Origin of the sequence: Sphingomonas sp. Leaf37, assembly GCF_920939475.1 — a bacterium.
Classification (GTDB): domain Bacteria; phylum Pseudomonadota; class Alphaproteobacteria; order Sphingomonadales; family Sphingomonadaceae; genus Sphingomonas.
Window position 1 is genome coordinate 585,354 of the sequence record NZ_CAKLAX010000003.1, and the last position, 16,692, is coordinate 602,045.

Here is a 16,692-nt window from a genome sequence, read left to right on the forward strand (position 1 = left end):
AAGACCGATATAGACCGCTTGTCCCGCCATCTCAACTTATCGGCGCACCTGCCCCGTCCCGCGTCCTACCCATTTATACGTCGTCAGCCCCTCCAGTGCGACCGGACCACGCGCATGCAAACGGCCGGTAGCGATGCCGATCTCCGCGCCGAGCCCGAATTCCCCACCGTCGGCAAACTGGGTCGACGCGTTCCACAAGACGATCGCGCTGTCGACGCCAGCCAGGAAGCGTTCGGCGACCGTCGTGTCCGCGGCGACGATCGCATCGGTGTGATGCGAGCCGTGGCGGGCGATATGCGCCATCGCGTCCTCGACGCCGTCAACTTGCGCGACCGAGGCGATGGCGTCGAGATATTCGGTATCCCAATCGGCAGCATCCGCGGGTGCCGCGCCAGTCAGGGCAACGATCGCATCGTCACCGCGAACCACGCAGCCTGCTTCTGCAAGCGCCGTCACCAGCGCTGCAGGCTGCGGATAGCCACGATCGATCAGCAGCGTTTCCATCGATCCGCACACCCCCGTGCGGCGCATCTTGGCATTGACGACGATGTCCCGCGCCATCGCCGAATCCGCAGAGGCGTGGACATAGACGTGATTGATACCGTCGAGATGCGCGAGCACCGGCACGCGCGCCTCGGCCTGGACACGGGCGACGAGGCTCTTGCCGCCGCGCGGCACGATGAGATCTATCGCGCCGTCCGCAGCCAGCATCGCGCCGACGGCGGCGCGGTCGGTGGTCGGCACCAGTTGCACCGCATCGACGGATAGACCGGTGTCGGCGAAGCCCGTGATCAGCGCAGCATGGATCGCGCGGTTGCTGTGGACGGCTTCGGAACCGCCGCGCAGGATCGCCGCATTGCCCGCCATGACGCAAAGTGCCGCAGCGTCCGCAGTGACGTTGGGGCGCGATTCGTAGACGATGCCGATCACGCCGATGGGCACGCGGACGCGCGTGAGCGCAAGGCCATTAGGCCTTTCGCTGCGGTCGATCGTCCGGCCGACCGGATCGTCCAGCGCCGCCACCGCCTCCACACCCGCGACCATTCCTGCAATGCGGTCGGGATCAAGTCTCAACCGGTCGAGCAGCGCATCGGACAGCCCCCGTCCGGCTGCCGTCGCCATGTCCCGGGCATTGGCGGCGAGGATCACAGGCTCCGCATCGCGCAGACGGGCGGCGGCAGCCCGCAGGCCGGTGGCCTTTGCCGGCGTCGGCAGGCCCGCGATCGCTCGGGCGGCGACCCGAGCGCGCCGACCCATTTCCGCGATCAATTCTGTCAGATGCGCTATGTCGGTCATACCGATCGTTATCATGACAAGGCCCCTCGCGCCACGATCGAGAGCTTGCTAGGCATCGCATATGTCGGGGGATATCGCAGCAGCAGGGGATTTCATCACGGGTGCGCTCGCCGCCCGGTCGGTGGAGCCGCACGCCGGAGAAGGCGCGCATCAGGGTCATGGTGACTTGTGTCTCAATTGCGGGACGAGGCTGATCGGCGCGCATTGCCACGCCTGCGGGCAATCGGCACACGTCCATCGAACGGTCGGCGCGATCGGGCATGAGATCGCGCACGGCGTCTTTCATTTCGAAGGCAAGATCTGGCGCACCCTTCCCATGCTGCTGTTGCGTCCTGGTGACCTGACCCGCCGCTATGTCGCGGGTGAGCGGGCACGGTTCGTATCTCCGCTGGCGCTGTTCCTGTTCACCGTATTCCTGATGTTCGCGACGATCAGCGCGCTGGGCGGCGATATTGCCGAGGCGGTTTCACCCGAAACCATGAGCCGCAACGTGGTGGGCTTCGCCCGCGGCGCGGAAAAGGCGCAGAAGGCGCTCGAGAAAGCCGAGGGGCAACGTGTCACGCTGGCTGCGGAGGGCAAACCGACGCAGGAGGTCGATCGTGAGATCACCGCGTTACGCACCACAATAGCAGCACTGAAGAAGACGCAGGCCGGCGGAACGAGCGATACCGAATTCAAGCTGGCCGAAGCGAAGACTGGCTGGGTGGCGCTGGACCATGGCCTGGAAAAGGCGAACAAGAATCCAGGGCTGGCACTCTACAAGCTCCAGACCAGCACCTATAAATATAGCTGGTTGCTGATCCCGATCTCGACGCCGCTCGTCGCCCTCCTGTTCCTGTGGCGGCGGCGGTTCGGGCTGTACGACCATGCGATCTTCGTCACGTACAGCCTCGCGTTCATGATGCTGATGGTGATTGCGCTGATGCTGCTGAGCGTTGCCGGCCTGAGCGGCGGATGGATGTCGCTGGTGGTGCTGTTGCTGCCGCCGGTCCATATGTTCCGGCAGTTGCGTGGCGCCTATTCGCTGCGCAAGCGGTCGGCATTGTGGCGGACGGCTGTGCTGCTGGTCTTTGCCTGGACCGCGCTGTCGATGTTCCTGGTGTTGCTGACCTTGCACGGACTGACGGACTAATCGAACTCCGGTTCCGTGTCGTTCGGAACTGCCCGTTTCGTGATTGCCCGTCCGCGCAGTCCGTGCCGGAAGGATCAGCAGGGATAGGTTCGGGCCAGAACCTTGGCGTAGCCATCCTTGAGCGGCAGCTTCCGATCGGACGCAGGCAACGCATCGAGGCCGACGAGCATCTGGAGAATGCCGATCTTCTCACCGTCTGGCACGCAGGCGATCGGCTTTTTCTTGCCAACCTTGCGTGCAGCCGATTCCGCGCGGAGTTGGCGCGTCGCGGCGTCGGCTTCCGCCTTCAGCACCTGATAGTCCGGGTTGGTCAGGGCAGTGAAGGGATTGGCGCGTAGTGGGGCCGCCTTCGCCAGGAACGTGCCGACGGTCATTGCTGCGGATGCGGGAGCGGCAAGGCCGAGTGACACCGCACTTAAGATGATCGCGGGGGCTATCAGAACTTTAAACGACATCGGCGGCACTCCTAGGGAATGCCGCCGAATTAGTCGGATATTGCTGACGGGGCGATGAACACCCCGCGATACCGGATCACGCGCCCAACGGAGCCGGAGTCCCGAACGGTCCGCCCGGACGGCGCGTTTTCGGAATCGAAGTTCCGGCGCGCGGCACGCTGGACTTGGGACCCGCCGGATCAGGACGACCGATTTCCTCACCGGCGATCAGCTTCTTGATCTCGTCCCCCGAAAGCGTCTCATATTCGAGCAATGCACCGGCTAGCAAGTGAAGCTGATCGACATGCTCGGTCAGCAACTGCTTGGCACGGGTCAGGCCGCCTTCGACGATGCCCTTGATTTCGTCATCGATCAGCTGGGCCGTCGCATTCGACATGCGGACCGGCTGCGAAGACGAATAGCCGAGGAACGATTCGCCCTCCGGCTGGGCGTATTCGACCGGGCCGACCTTGTCCGACATGCCCCATTTGGTGACCATGTCGCGGGCGAGGCCGGTAGCGTACTGAATGTCGCCCGACGCGCCCGACGATACCTTGTCGTAGCCGAAGATGATCTCCTCTGCGACGCGGCCGCCCATCGCCACCGCGAGGTTCGCGTACATCTTGTCGCGATGATAGCTGTACGAATCGCGTTCCGGCAGGCGCATCACCATACCCAGCGCGCGGCCGCGCGGGATGATCGTCGCCTTGTGGATCGGGTCCGACGCCTGTTCGTGGATCGATACGATCGCGTGGCCGGCCTCGTGATAGGCGGTCATCCGCTTCTCATCCTCGGTCATGACCATCGAGCGGCGCTCGGCGCCCATCATGACCTTGTCCTTGGCCTCTTCAAACTCGGCCATCGCCACGAGGCGCTTGCCCTTGCGCGCGCCGGTGAGCGCGGCTTCGTTGACGAGGTTGGCGAGGTCCGCACCCGAGAAGCCCGGCGTACCGCGCGCAATGACGCGGGCGTCGACGTCGGGCGCCAGTGGCACCTTCTTCATGTGTACTTCGAGTATTTTTATCCGGCCTTCGATATCCGGGCGTGGAACGACGACCTGACGGTCGAAACGGCCGGGACGCAGCAGCGCAGGATCCAGCACGTCGGGACGGTTGGTCGCGGCGACGATGATGATGCCCTCGTTCGCCTCGAACCCGTCCATCTCGACGAGCAGCTGGTTGAGCGTCTGTTCGCGTTCGTCGTTGCCGTTGCCGAGGCCGGCACCGCGATGGCGACCGACCGCGTCGATCTCGTCGATAAAGACGATGCACGGCGCGCTCTTCTTGGCCTGTTCGAACATATCGCGGACACGGGATGCGCCGACACCGACGAACATCTCGACGAAGTCGGAGCCCGAAATGGTGAAGAACGGCACGCCCGCTTCACCTGCGATCGCGCGGGCGAGCAGCGTCTTGCCGGTGCCGGGCGAACCGACAAGCAGGGCGCCCTTGGGGATCTTGCCGCCGAGGCGCGCGAACTTGGTCGGGTCCTTCAGGAAGTCGACGATCTCGGTCAATTCCGATCGCGCTTCGTCGATGCCGGCGACATCGTCGAACGTGACCTTGCCTTCCTTCTGCGTCAGCATCCGCGCGCGGCTCTTGCCGAAGCCCATCGCGCCGCCGCCGGTGTTCTTCTGCATCTGCTTCAGAACGAAGAAGGCGATGCCGAGAAACAGCAGGAAGGGCAGCGACTGATAGAGCAGCACCATCCACATCGACGTGCCCTCGTCGGGCTTGGCCGCGATCGTCACGTTCTTGGCACGCAGGTGCGGGACCAGCGTCGCGTCCTGGATCGGATAGGTCCGGAATTTTTCACCGCTCGAGTAGGTGCCGGTGATGACGTCGCGACTGATCGCGACATCCTTCACGGTGCCTTCGTCGACCGAATCGAGAAACTTCGAATAGGCGACGGTATTGCTCGCGCCCGCGCTCGTCGGCCCGTTGAACAACTGCACGAACAAGGCGAGCGCCAGCAGGATACCCACCCATATGAGCAGGCTTTTCATCCAGGGGCTGCCACCATTGTTGCCGCCGTCATTCCCGCCGTTGTTGGGGGACTGCTTGTCGTTGTCGTTCATCCGCTCAAGATAAGCGTACTCAGGTTAATGGCAATGGAACGGCAGCGCGTATTCGTGACGTCCGACGATGATTCCGGGCGGATCGCCCACCCGCCGCTTTATAAAAGTTTCAAAACCCCGATCGACCGACCAATGCGCGGGGCGTATCAGCTCGATCGCCGCGCCGGCGCAGGGCGGAAGCGCCACTCCGTACCTTGCGGATTGACCATCACACCCGCCTGCGTCGCACGCTTGCCGACGGCGAGCGCGTCCAGCAGCGCCTCGATATTCACCGAATCGTTCCACCGCGGTGCGACGAGGCCGGCGGTGTCGATCACCAGCCCGATCGCGCGGCGGGCGAGGCGCCGCGTCAGTTCCCGCGGCAGGCCGTCCACATCGATCCGCACGACGTTGCCCCTGGCGGACGCGCGGCTCGACCACAGCCATGCGACGATCGCCCGGACATCGCCGTCCGCCTCCGCCAGCGCCGCGGCCGACCGTGCCAGTTGCGGCGGACCGAGCCATTCGTTGGCATCGAGCAGGCGGCGGAAACGGGTGCGATCGTGTGCGGGATCCTGGTTCGACGGGTCGTCGACGAACGGCACCTCCGCGCGCCGGACGATCGCCCGCAATTCGGCACGACGCCATTCAAGCAGCGGCCGGATGACCGTGACGCCGTCGATCGTCGCGCGCGGTCGCACGCCCGCCAGCCCCGCGATGCCCGACCCGCGGGCGGCACGCATCAGGAAGGTTTCGGCCTGATCGTCGACGTGATGCGCCGTGGCCAGCACCTCCGCACCCGTCTCGCACGCATGCGCGGCGAGCAAAGCGTATCGGGCGGTCCGCGCCGCCGCCTGAATGCTGGCACCGGCGATCGGTTCGGCGGGGGTTAGAATCGCATGCGGCACGCGCAGCATCGCGCAATGCGCGGCAACCATCGCCGCCTCGTCCGCCGCAGCCTCGCGCAGGCGATGATCGACCGTCACCGCCTGAACCCGCCCCGCGAACGTCGCGGCGGCGAGCGTCAGCATCGCCATGCTGTCCGGCCCGCCGGATACGGCGAACAGCGTCGGTCCACGGGGCTCGTGCCCCAGCGTCCGGATCAGGTCCTGATGGAAACGTTCCGCCTGTCGGGCGAACGGTTCACTGGCATTTGGCGGCGGTGCGGCCCTTTTCGACATCGGCCTTCATCTGTCCGGAGATCTTGGTGGCATAGACATCGGTCAGCTCGCCGTACACCTTGCAGGCGTCGGCAGGCTTGTTGAGCTTCATCAGCGATTGCGCGAGATAATACAGGCTGTCCGGCGCCCGCTCCCCGTCCGGCATCTTCTTGTAATTGTCGTAGAACGCCATCGAGGCGAGGCTCGGCTTGCCTTCATCCAGATAGGCGCGACCCAGCAGATTCTGCGCGAAGCTGGCGCGGCGGTGCTTGGGATAGGCCGCGACCATCTTCTTCAACTGCGCCTCGGCCTGCGGATATTGCTTCGCCGCCCACAGGCGGTAGCCATAGGTATATTCATCCTCGGGCGTGTCACCTGTGGCGGGCTTTTCGACGCCAGCGACCGCAACCGGGGCAGCCGCAACATCCTCGGCGGCGGGCCGCGACGCGGTCGCCGTGGGCCGGGACGTCGTCGTGCGCGGGGGGCGACCGGTGGTGCTGGCCGTCGCGCCGCTTGCGGCCGCATCGTCGCCGAGCGGTGTCGACGGCGTGGTCGTCGCCAGCGCGGGCGTCGCAGCGAGGCCGGCGAGCTTCGCATCGGTGCCGCGCTTGTACGCGTCGAACTGGTCCTGCAACTGGCGAAGCTTGTAGCCGGTTTGTTCGATCTGGTCGGTCATGCCGGCCATCTGCTGTTCCAGCGCGGTGACGCGGCTGGTGACATCGGCGACCGCGCTGGTCGCGGGAATGCCGCCGGCCTGCTGCGGCGCATCGGGACGGGTGATCTCGGGCTGAAGATATTGGCCGCCGCCTCCCGGGAACACCTTGCGCTGCACCGCGCGCATTTCGCTTTCGAGCTTGCCGACGCGGCCCTCGACGTTGCTCTGCGCCAGCGCAGCGGCCGGAACGAGAGCGGTTGCGGCGGCGAGCGCCCAAATGATCGTACGCATGGTCAAGGCACCCCCCGGCGCGTGGTTGGTTAATGGCACGCCGTCATAGCTGCATCCGGCCACCTGTCGCCAGCCTTAAGGCGCGGAAGAATTTACCGTAGCCGCCGGTTCTTGCGACGACTGGAGGTTGGCACGCTGCGTCCCGGTCAATGCGGGACGCGTGTCGCGCCGGCTGGTGCGCGCGCCGCTGCTCCCGCCGGTCGAGCGATCGACGCCGGTATCACCCGCCACGCCGGGGCTCGACGTGGCGGCGGCCGCCGGCTGGCCGGACAGGCGCGCAGCGATCGCCTCGCCACTGACGCGGACGTCCTTGATGGCGCGTGATCCATCGCCGAGCGGTGGAATCGCAGAGCCGTTGAGCGTCACCGCCAACTTGTCCGGACGGCCGACGTTGATCATCGGATTGTTCGCGTTCGCCGGCACCTCGAACCGCTCGCCCGGCTTCATCGTGCCGAGGTACAGCGTCTTGTTGTCCGCATCGTAGACGCGCAGCCACACGTCGTCGCTGGCGGTCAGCACCACCTGGCCACCGGTCGCGGCCACAGGCCGGGCAGCGGCGTTCGGCGTCGGCGCGATCGTTTGCGCGACGACCGCCTCGCTGGTTCCCGGGGTCCGGTTGCCCGGCTGGAACAGGTTGGTGCCGTACCACAGCCCGACCAGAATGAGCACCGCGAGCGCGATGCCGACACCGGCGATCGCGATACCCCGCGACGGCACGCGAGCGGGATCGGCGGTTTCATAGGGGACATATTCCGGACGGCGTGGCCCGAGCCGGTCGAGTTCCGCGCGAATGGCCTGGCCGATCGCGACCTCGTCCGCATCGACGGCGCGGGCATAGGCCTTGGAAAAGCCCATCGCGTAGGTCGGCGACGGCAAGGCACTATAATCGCCCGCTTCGAGCGCCTCCAGATGCCGTTGCGGCACACGGGTGCGCGCAGCCACTTCCGCGAGGCTCAGGCCCCGGCTTTCCCGCGCGACACGCAACCTCTCCCCCGGACGTGCCGGCGGAACAGGGTTCGGTGAGGGCTGGCCGGAATCGACCTCGTCCATTCGTGTCTCCAAGGGAGGGCTGCGGATTGCTGACCGGGCGACATTCCCCGATGCCTTGCTGCAAGTCAACGTGAGCGACGCCCGGTTCGCCCGTGGTTTAGGCCAGATCGACGCCGCTTTGGGTCGCCCAGTCGGTCAAAGCGCCGCGCATGTCGCGGGGCGGACGTGCGATCAGTTCGGCGACGAAGCGGCGCAGGGCGGCGGAATCGAGGCTGCGGACCATCGCCTTGATCGGGCCGATCGCCGCCGGCGTGATCGACAGCCGATCGATACCCAGACCGATCAAAGCCATCGCTTCCAGCGGCCTGCCGCCCATTTCGCCGCACACCGCCAGCGCCACGCCGGCTTCCCTACACGGCGCGACGACACGGCTGAGGAAGCGAAGGATCGACGGGCTGAGCCAGTCGTACCGCTCCGCCAGCCGCGGATTGGCGCGATCGGCGGCGAACAGGAATTGCGTCAGATCGTTGGTGCCGACCGACAGGAAATCGATGTCCGGCAGCAGCAGATCGAGCTGGTCGGCGAGCGCAGGCACTTCGAGCATCGCGCCATAGCGGATCTCCACCGGCAGGCGGCGGCCCCGTGCACCGATCCACGCCCGCTGCGCCTCGAACAGCGCCTTGGCCTCGGCGAACTCCCAGGCCTCCGACACCATCGGGAACATGACGTTGAGCGTGCGGCCCGACGCCGCCTCGATCAACGCGCGCGCCTGCACCTTCATCAGGCCATCGCGATGGAGCGCCAGACGCAGCGCGCGCCAGCCCATCGCGGGGTTCTCCTCGTCCGCATGCTCCTTGTTGAGGTAGGGCAAGGCCTTGTCGCCGCCGATGTCGACGGTGCGGAAGATGACGGGACGATCGCCGGCGGCATCCAGCACCTCCTTGTACAGGCGCTGCTGACGCTCGCGCTGTGGCAGCGTCGCGGAAACGAGGAACTGGAATTCGGTGCGGAACAGGCCGATGCCGTCCGCGCCGGTGATGTCGAGTGCCGCCACGTCGTCGCGCAAACCGGCATTGACCATCAGCGTGATGCGATGGCCGTCCTTCGTTTCCGGCGGCACGTCGCGCAGCGCGGCAAACGCGGCCTTCCGCTTCTGACGGAGCGCCAGCTTGGATTCGAACGCCTCGTCCATCGCCGACGACGGACGGACGAAGACGTTGCCGGCGACCGAATCGAGCAGCAACAGGTCGCCCTCGGCGATCAGGCGCCGCACGTCGCGCACGCGGCCCAGCACCGGCACGCCCATCGCCCGCGCGACGATGGTGACGTGCGCGGTCAGCGATCCTTCCTCGAGGATCACGCCCTTCAGCCGGCGCTTGTCGTATTCGAGCAGTTCGGCGGGGCCGAGGTTGCGCGCGATCAGGATGGTATCCTGCCGCAGTCCCATCTGCGCCGCGGTGCCCATCTGGCCCGACACGATGCGGAGCAGGCGGTTCGCCAGATCCTCGAGATCGTGCATGCGGTCGGCGAGGAGCGGATCGTCGATCTGGCGCATGCGCTGGCGGGTGCGCTGCTGGACGCGCTCGATCGCCGCCTCGGCGGTCAGGCCGCTGTCGATCGCCTCGTTGATCCGGCGCGACCAGCCTTCGTCATAGGCGAACATCTTGTAGGTCTGGAGGACCTCCTCATGCTCGCCGCCGACGCCGAATTCCGCCTCGCGCGTCATCCGGTCGATCTGTTCGCGCATCTTGTCGAAGGCGGCGTAGACGCGGTGGCGTTCGGCGTCGGTATCCTCGGCGACGGTATGTTCGACGACGATGCGCGGCTGGTGGAAGACGGCATAGCCCGACCCCATGCCCTCGACCAGCTTCTGCCCGGGCAGGCGCACGGCGGCGGTCGACTGGGGCCGGTTGTTGCCGGTGCCGGCGGTGTCGATCAGCCCCGCATTGGCGATCAGTTCGGACAGCACCATCGCGACGGTCTGCAACGCCTCGATCTCGACGTCCTGATATTTGCGCTGTTCGCTGTGCTGCACCGCGAGCACGCCCACCGCGCGCTCGCGGCGGATGATGGGGACGCCGGCGAAGCTGTGGTAGCGTTCCTCGCCCGTCTCGGGCTTGTAGGCGAAGTCGGGATGGCTGGCGGCCTCGTCGAGGTTCAGGACCTCGACGTCTTCGGCGATCGTGCCGACAAGGCCCTCGCCGAGCGCCAGCTTGGTGACGTGCACCGCCGCCTGATCCAGCCCGCGAGTGGCGAACAGTTCCAGCACGCCTTCGCGCAGCAGGTAGATCGAGCAGACCTCGCTATCCATCGCCTCGGCGATGATGCCGACGACGGCGTTCAGCTTGGCCTGCGCCGGGTTTCGGCCGGCCATAACGTCATGAAGGCGGGTGAGGATTTCACGGGCGGAGGCGGCGGCGGACACGGGCATTCGCGTTAGCTATCAGACGCCAGCCCCGAGTGCCACGCAACAAAAGGCGCTTGGCGGCGCAGCCCCGCTATCGATCGATTACGGGGCGCGCCGGATGCGATTGTCGGCGCCCGTGCTCAAGACCCGCGGTCGCGCCTTTTCCGGCGCACGCCACGTGATCCTATTGCCGCTTCCGACCACGCGGATCGTGGATTTCGCCGCCAGATCGACCGTCACGATGTTGCCGGCGCCCTGCACCGACAGCAAGGTGCAGGGACCGTTGACGGTGATGGTGTTGCTGGCGCCGTTGATCTGCGCTTCTCCCCCGTCACAATCGATTTCCGAAGCCTGTCCGGCTCCCTGGAAGACCGCCTGTGCCGCGGCGGTCTGCACCCAGCAGCCTGCCGATAGGATCGCCGCCATCGCCAGGATACCGGTGGACTTCGTGGTGGACGGCATGGATCGGCTCCGGATGATGATCGATCCGGACGATAGATCACATCCGGTCCGTCAGCGCAAAGCGGCGACGGCGAGCGTCAGTCGAACAGTCCGTCCTGCGATCCGGCGGGCGGGTTGAGGCCGAGGTGCTTCCAGCCCCCCGCATTCAGGACGCGTCCACGTGCCGTCCGTGCTACCAGCCCGAGCTGGATCAGATACGGCTCGATCACCTCCTCGATCGTGTCGCGCGGTTCGGACAGGCCAGCGGCGAGCGTCTCCACGCCGACCGGGCCGCCGCGATAGATGTCGGCGATCATGTGGAGGTAGCGGCGGTCCATCGCGTCCAGCCCGAGCGAATCGACTTCCAGCCGGTTGAGCGCGCGGTCGGCGGCGGCGCGATCGACGGTCGGCGTGCCGGCGACGTTGGCAAAATCGCGCACCCGGCGCAGCAGGCGGCCGGCGATGCGCGGCGTGCCGCGGGCGCGGCGGGCGATTTCGCTCGCGCCATCGGGGGCGATGCCGAGGTCGAGCAGCCCGGCGGCGCGCGTCACCACCCGCGTCAGTTCCTCGACCGTGTAGAATTGCAGGCGGACGGGTATGCCGAAGCGATCGCGCAGCGGCGTAGTGAGCAGACCCTGCCGCGTCGTCGCGCCGACCAGCGTGAATTTGGGCAGATCGATGCGGACGCTGCGCGCCGATGGCCCCTCGCCGATCATCAGGTCGAGCGCGCGGTCCTCCATCGCCGGGTAGAGCACCTCCTCGACCGCGGGTTGCAGGCGGTGAATCTCGTCGATGAACAGCACGTCGCCGTCCTCGAGGTTGGTGAGCAGCGCGGCGAGGTCGCCCGACTTGGCGATGACCGGGCCGGAGGTCGCGCGGAAACCGACACCCATCTCGCGCGCGATGATCTGCGCCAGCGTCGTCTTGCCGAGACCGGGGGGGCCGAAGAACAGCACGTGGTCGAGCGCGTCGCCGCGCCCGCGTGCCGCCTCGATGAACACGCGCAGGTTCTCGCGCGCCGCCTGCTGGCCGACGAATTCGTCGAGGCTGCGCGGGCGCAGCGCCGCGTCGACATCCTCGGGACGGCGGCTGGCGGAGAGAAGGCGGTCGCTGTCGGTCACGCTTCGTTCCGTAGCGAAGCGTGTCGCAGCGGGCAAACCGGAACGCGCCGCACGTGCTCTCGTTTGTCGGTGATGGCAGACGAACCGCAGAGCATCGGCGATATTCTCGATACGTTGGAAGAGCTTGCCGGCAAGGACGAGCGCGTGTCGCTGGGCGATGCGATTCAGGCGTTCGGCAATCGCAGCTATGGCCCGTTCCTGGTGTTGTTGCCGTTGATCGAGCTGTCGCCGATCGGCGGCATCCCGGGCGTACCGACCGCGATCGCGGCGATCATCATCCTGATCGCCGGGCAGATGGTGTTCGGTCGCAAGCATCTGTGGCTGCCGGGCTTCGTCGAGCGGCGGAGCGTGTCGGCGGACGCATTGTGCAAGGCGACCAACAAGCTGCGCGGGCTGGCGCGGTTCATGGATCGCTGGTTCCACGGCCGGCTGCCGGCGCTGACCAAGGGACCGTTCGTGCGGATCACGGCAGTGGGGTGCATCGTGCTGGCGCTGACCGTACCGCCGCTGGAACTGCTGCCGTTCGCCAGTTCGGCGCCGATGCTGGCGATCGCGGCGTTCGGGCTGGCACTGCTGGTGCGCGACGGCGCACTGATGATCGCGGCGATCGTGATGGCCTGTGCGGCGCTGGCGATCGGGGCGGGACTGTGGGGTTCTCGAGGTGGTTAGTGCGTCGCGCCTGCCCTCACCCTTTCGCCGCCTTCGGCGTCTTTTCCCTCTCCCGGCGGGAGAGGGAAGCAGCGGCATCACCGCGGAAGGCGCTTAGCTTTTTGCGGCCTTGCGCAGCGCGAGGCGAACCAGGGCATCCAGCGTCGCCGCAGGGCCGAGGTCTTCCTCTGCCGCACCGACCGCATTCGCCGCTTCGGCGGGACGGAAGCCAAGGTTGAGCAGCGCCGACACCGCATCCGCAGCGGCGCCGACGGGCATGACCTGCGCCGCCGCCGCCGGACCGAGGGCCACCGTGCCGACCTTGTCCTTCAATTCGCGGACGATGCGTTCGGCGAGCTTCGGGCCGACGCCATTGGCGCGGGCGACAATCGCCTTGTCCTGCGCGGACACCGCGCGGGCGATCTCCTGCGTGTCGAGTGCCGACAGAATCGCGAGCGCGACGCGCGATCCTACCCCCTGAACACTCGTCAGCAACCGATACCAGTCGCGCTCCTCGGCGCGGGCGAAGCCGACGAGGCGGATCGAATCCTCGGCCACCAGCATCTCGGTGTGGAGCATCGCCGCCTCCCCCACCGGGCCGATCGCAGCGAGCGTGCGAGCGGAGGCGCCAATGAGGTAGCCGACGCCGCCGACGTCGATCACCGCGTAATCCACGCCCGTCGAATCGAGGCGGCCTTTCAGGTGTGCGATCATGCGGTCACTCTGGCACGACGGGCCATGCCTTGGGCAGAGGCGAGATGATGCGCATGCGTGATCGCCACCGCGAGCGCATCGGCGGCGTCCGGGCCGGACAGCTTCGCGCCGGGCAACAGCACCGCCATCATCGCCTGAATCTGCCGTTTTTCCGCGCCGCCGGTGCCGACGACCGCCTTTTTGACGGTCGAGGGATGGTATTCGCCGATGTGCAACCCGCTGGAGGCAGCGGCGAGCAGCACGACGCCGCGCGCCTGACCCAGCTTGAGGGTGGATTGCGCATTGGTGTTGCCGAGCACCTCCTCGACCGCCGCGCCGTCGGGACGCTCCGCAAGGATGACGTCGATCAGCGCGGCGTGCAGGTTGGACAGCCGGCGGGGGAGTGCCATCGACGGATCGGTCTTGATCTGTCCGTTGGCGATATGCCGCAATCGGTTGCCGTCGGCATGGATGACGCCCCAGCCGGTGGTGCCGAGGCCGGGGTCGAGGCCGAGGATGATCATCGGGAAAGCCCCTCCTCTTCAGAGGAGGGGTTGGGGTGGAGGACACCCTTCGTTATCCAGCGGGACGGCATGTGGCGGGCGTGGCCGAGGATGGTCAGGAGTACGCCCTCCATGTTGGTCATGACGTCGGTGTTGGTAAAACGCAGGACGGTGATGCCATGCTGATGCTTGAGAAGCGCATCCCGACGGCGATCGTCGTCGGGATCGTGGGTCTGGCCATCGATTTCGATCCCGAGAGCGATCGAAGGGCAGAAGACGTCGAGGATGCGGTTGCCGATCGCGTGCTGACGGCGGAACTTGAAGTCGCCGAGTTGCGAGTTGGACAGGTGGCGCCACAGGCGGAGTTCCGGCTCGGTCGGGTTACGGCGGTTTTGGCGGGCGTTGTCACTCATCTCCACGTATCCTCCACCCCAACCCCTCCTCTGAAGAGGAGGGGCTTTTCTGCTGCTCAGCCAATCCCGTTTAGGGGAAGGGGTTGGGGTGGAGCAGGTCTCACCGAAACCCTACATCTCAGCCCAGCTTTTCCATCACCTCGTCGGACACTTCGTAATTGCCCCATACCGTCTGGACGTCGTCATCGTCGTCGAGCGTGTCGATCAGCTTGAACAGCGTCGCGGCGTCGCCCTCATCGACCGACACCATCACCTGCGGGCGCCACGCGAGCTTCGCACCCTCGAACTCGCCCAGCACCGACTCCAGCGCCCTGGCGACTTCGTGCAGGTCGCCGACCGCCGTCCAGATCTCGTGGCCATCCTCGGACGAGGTGACGTCCTCGGCGCCGGCTTCCAGCGCCGCCTCGAACACCGTTTCGGCGTCACCCGCGCTTGCCGGGTAGGAGATCAGGCCCATCCGGTCGAAGGCGTGGCTGACCGATCCGCTCGCGCCGAGATTGCCGCCGTTCTTGGCGACCGCGGTGCGGACGTTGGTGGCGGTGCGGTTGCGATTGTCGCTCAGCGCCTCGATGATGAGGCTGACGCCGCCGGGGCCGAAGCCCTCGTAGCGGATTTCCTCGTAATTCTCGGTGTCGCCCTTCGACGCCTTGTCGATCGCGCGCTGGATGTTGTCCTTGGGGACCGACTGCGCCTTGGCGGCGTTGACCGCGGCGCGCAGGCGCGGGTTCATGTCGGGGTCGGGGAGCCCCATCTTCGCCGCCACCGTGATTTCGCGGGACAGCTTGGAGAACATGCCCGAGCGCTTCTTATCCTGCGCGCCCTTGCGGTGCATGATGTTCTTGAACTTGGAATGGCCTGCCATGACTGCCTCTAACCGATAATCGCATGGCCTTTAGGCCGGTGAGGCGGTTTTCGCCAGACCGAGCCACACGCCCCTTGCCCCGCACCCCCGCGATACGCCAAACGCGGGAGCAATGACCGTCAGCGTAGACATGGGCAGCGACGATCGCGGCGCGCCCGTGACCATGGACCTCGAAGAACTGCTCGCCACCCGATTGCTCGTCCAGGGCAATTCGGGGTCGGGCAAGTCGCATTTGCTGCGCCGCCTGCTCGAAGGATCGGCGGGTCAGGTGCAGCAGGTGGTGATCGATCCGGAGGGCGACTTCGTCACGCTCGCCGGGCCGTACGGTCACGTCGTGATCGAGGCGGCGGATTATTCGGTACCGGAGATCGCGCGGATCGCCACCCGGCTGCGCGAGCACCGCGCCTCCGTCGTGCTGAGTCTCGAGGGGCTGGAGGCAGAGGGGCAGATGCGCTGCGCCGCCGCGTTCCTGTCGGCGCTGTTCGATGCCCCACGCGAACATTGGTATCCGGCGCTGGTGGTGGTGGACGAGGCGCAGTTGTTCGCGCCCACCACCGGCGGCGAGGTCGCCGAAGAGGTGCGGCGCGCGTCGCTGTCGGCGATGACCAATCTGATGTGCCGCGGGCGCAAGCGCGGGCTTGCCGGCGTGATCGCGACGCAGCGGCTGGCGAAGCTCGCCAAGAACGTCGCGGCGGAAGCGTCGAACTTCCTGATGGGCCGCACCTTCCTCGACATCGACATGGCACGCGCCGCCGACCTGCTCGGCATGGAACGACGGCAGGCGGAATCGATCCGCGACCTGGCGCGCGGCACGTTCCTGGCGCTCGGGCCGGCGGTGTCGCGGCGGCCGATCACGGTGAAGATTGGTCAGGTCGCGACCTCGGCGCGCAGCGGCAGCCCCAAGCTGACGCCGCTACCAGCCTCGCCGGCGGAGAATTTGCAGCAACTCATCTTCGCGCCCCCACCCGAAGAAGCGCCGCAGCTGCCGATGAGCTTCGAGTCGCGCCCGCGCCGGGTGCCGGCCGACGAATTGCTCGACACGATCGAACGCCCGGTGTCGCAGCAGACGACGCTGGCGCCGCTGCCCTACAAGTCGGATGGCGAGGTCGAGGCGATCTACGCCGCCGTGCTGGAGGCGATCGTCGCGGACCGCGATTCGGCGCTGCGCCCGCCATCGGTGCTGTTCCAGGATTTCCAGGTCCGCTGCCGGATGGCGGGGCTGGCGAAACCGCCGCTCGACCTGCCCGGCTTCACCCGGCGGCTGTCGGCGGCGCGCGCTGGCATCTTCGACGTCACCGACCCGCAATGGGCGGAGGCGATGGAGCTGGCCTATTCGCTGCCCGACGACATGATCGGCGCGTTCCTGCTGGTCGCGCGGGCGGCGAAGGGCGGCGAGCCGTGCCCCTCGGACGCGGCGATGGCGGAGACCTACGGCACCAGCTCGCTGGGGCGGGTACGGCGGCTGATCGGATATATCGAAAGCCGCGAGCTGTTCGTCGCGCGGGTCGACCTGTCGGGCAAGCGCTCGATCACGATCCCGCGTCTGGGCTGGACGACGGCGGCAAGCGAGGCGGCGTAACTCCGATCCGA

The 16,692-nt window shown here is 67.0% G+C and carries 16 protein-coding genes; 3 read left to right on the top strand and 13 right to left on the bottom strand.

The features are described 5' to 3' along the window. Nucleotides 1-36: 36 nt before the first annotated feature. The gene (locus tag LRA87_RS12480) at nt 37-1,296 is read right to left on the bottom strand and encodes a glutamate-5-semialdehyde dehydrogenase (protein ID WP_230631783.1); all 1,260 of its coding nucleotides are present in this window, start codon (nt 1,294-1,296) and stop codon (nt 37-39) included. A gap of 61 nt (nt 1,297-1,357) precedes the next feature. Between LRA87_RS12480 and LRA87_RS12485 the strand changes: the two genes are divergently transcribed. Further along, complete coding sequence (locus LRA87_RS12485; RefSeq protein ID WP_230631784.1) at nt 1,358-2,428, top strand: DUF3667 domain-containing protein; 1,071 nt, start codon at nt 1,358-1,360, stop codon at nt 2,426-2,428. Between the two features lie 74 nt (nt 2,429-2,502). Here the strand turns inward: LRA87_RS12485 and LRA87_RS12490 are convergent, their stop codons facing one another. From LRA87_RS12490 to ruvB, 8 genes are all read right to left on the bottom strand, one after another. Beyond that, complete coding sequence (locus tag LRA87_RS12490) at nt 2,503-2,802, bottom strand: hypothetical protein (protein ID WP_230631785.1); 300 nt, start codon at nt 2,800-2,802, stop codon at nt 2,503-2,505. A 157-nt stretch (nt 2,803-2,959) separates the two neighbouring features. Then, nucleotides 2,960-4,939, bottom strand: a complete 1,980-nt coding sequence (ftsH, locus tag LRA87_RS12495; RefSeq protein ID WP_329958597.1) for an ATP-dependent zinc metalloprotease FtsH — start codon at nt 4,937-4,939, stop codon at nt 2,960-2,962. A gap of 146 nt (nt 4,940-5,085) precedes the next feature. Beyond that, nucleotides 5,086-6,099 carry a tRNA lysidine(34) synthetase TilS gene (tilS, locus tag LRA87_RS12500; RefSeq protein WP_230631786.1) on the bottom strand — a complete coding sequence of 338 codons (1,014 nt, stop codon included), beginning with the start codon at nt 6,097-6,099 and terminating at the stop codon, nt 5,086-5,088. Further along, on the bottom strand, nt 6,062-7,024 hold the full coding sequence (locus tag LRA87_RS12505; protein ID WP_230631787.1) for a tetratricopeptide repeat protein: 963 nt from the start codon (nt 7,022-7,024) through the stop codon (nt 6,062-6,064). The genes tilS and LRA87_RS12505 overlap by 38 nt, the downstream gene beginning before the upstream one ends. Before the next feature lie 75 nt (nt 7,025-7,099). Further along, nucleotides 7,100-7,966: a helix-turn-helix domain-containing protein gene (locus LRA87_RS12510; RefSeq protein WP_230631788.1), complete on the bottom strand. Its 867-nt coding sequence runs from the start codon at nt 7,964-7,966 to the stop codon at nt 7,100-7,102. Nucleotides 7,967-8,171: 205 nt separating this feature from the next. Beyond that, nucleotides 8,172-10,445: a phosphoenolpyruvate--protein phosphotransferase gene (ptsP, locus tag LRA87_RS12515; protein ID WP_230631789.1), complete on the bottom strand. Its 2,274-nt coding sequence runs from the start codon at nt 10,443-10,445 to the stop codon at nt 8,172-8,174. 78 nt (nt 10,446-10,523) lie between these two features. Continuing rightward, nucleotides 10,524-10,883: a DUF3060 domain-containing protein gene (locus LRA87_RS12520; protein WP_230631790.1), complete on the bottom strand. Its 360-nt coding sequence runs from the start codon at nt 10,881-10,883 to the stop codon at nt 10,524-10,526. A 77-nt stretch (nt 10,884-10,960) separates the two neighbouring features. After that, entirely contained in the window at nt 10,961-11,983 is a 1,023-nt protein-coding gene (gene ruvB, locus LRA87_RS12525) for a Holliday junction branch migration DNA helicase RuvB (RefSeq protein WP_230631791.1), read from the bottom strand. A 72-nt stretch (nt 11,984-12,055) separates the two neighbouring features. On the opposite strand from ruvB, the gene LRA87_RS12530 reads away from it, so the two are divergent. Then, nucleotides 12,056-12,652, top strand: coding sequence for an exopolysaccharide biosynthesis protein (locus LRA87_RS12530; RefSeq protein ID WP_230631792.1), 597 nt, complete (start codon nt 12,056-12,058; stop codon nt 12,650-12,652). 93 nt (nt 12,653-12,745) lie between these two features. Here LRA87_RS12530 and ruvA read toward each other — a convergent pair whose 3' ends face one another. The 4 genes from ruvA to LRA87_RS12550 all read right to left on the bottom strand — a co-directional run bounded on the left by ruvA (nt 12,746) and on the right by LRA87_RS12550 (nt 15,102). Next, a complete protein-coding gene (gene ruvA / locus LRA87_RS12535) occupies nt 12,746-13,345 on the bottom strand; it encodes a Holliday junction branch migration protein RuvA (RefSeq protein ID WP_230631793.1) in 600 nt (199 codons plus the stop codon). After that, nucleotides 13,342-13,848: a crossover junction endodeoxyribonuclease RuvC gene (gene ruvC, locus LRA87_RS12540; RefSeq protein WP_230631794.1), complete on the bottom strand. Its 507-nt coding sequence runs from the start codon at nt 13,846-13,848 to the stop codon at nt 13,342-13,344. The genes ruvA and ruvC overlap by 4 nt, the downstream gene beginning before the upstream one ends. Then, nucleotides 13,845-14,240 (bottom strand): endonuclease domain-containing protein, encoded by a 396-nt coding sequence (locus tag LRA87_RS12545; RefSeq protein ID WP_230631795.1) that lies wholly within the window; start codon nt 14,238-14,240, stop codon nt 13,845-13,847. Before LRA87_RS12545 ends, ruvC begins: the two co-directional genes overlap by 4 nt. Before the next feature lie 118 nt (nt 14,241-14,358). Further along, nucleotides 14,359-15,102 (bottom strand): YebC/PmpR family DNA-binding transcriptional regulator, encoded by a 744-nt coding sequence (locus tag LRA87_RS12550; RefSeq protein WP_230631796.1) that lies wholly within the window; start codon nt 15,100-15,102, stop codon nt 14,359-14,361. A 112-nt stretch (nt 15,103-15,214) separates the two neighbouring features. Here LRA87_RS12550 and LRA87_RS12555 point away from each other — a divergent pair, with 112 nt between their 5' ends. Next, nucleotides 15,215-16,681: an ATP-binding protein gene (locus LRA87_RS12555; protein ID WP_230631797.1), complete on the top strand. Its 1,467-nt coding sequence runs from the start codon at nt 15,215-15,217 to the stop codon at nt 16,679-16,681. The last annotated feature ends 11 nt before the right edge of the window (nt 16,682-16,692 follow it).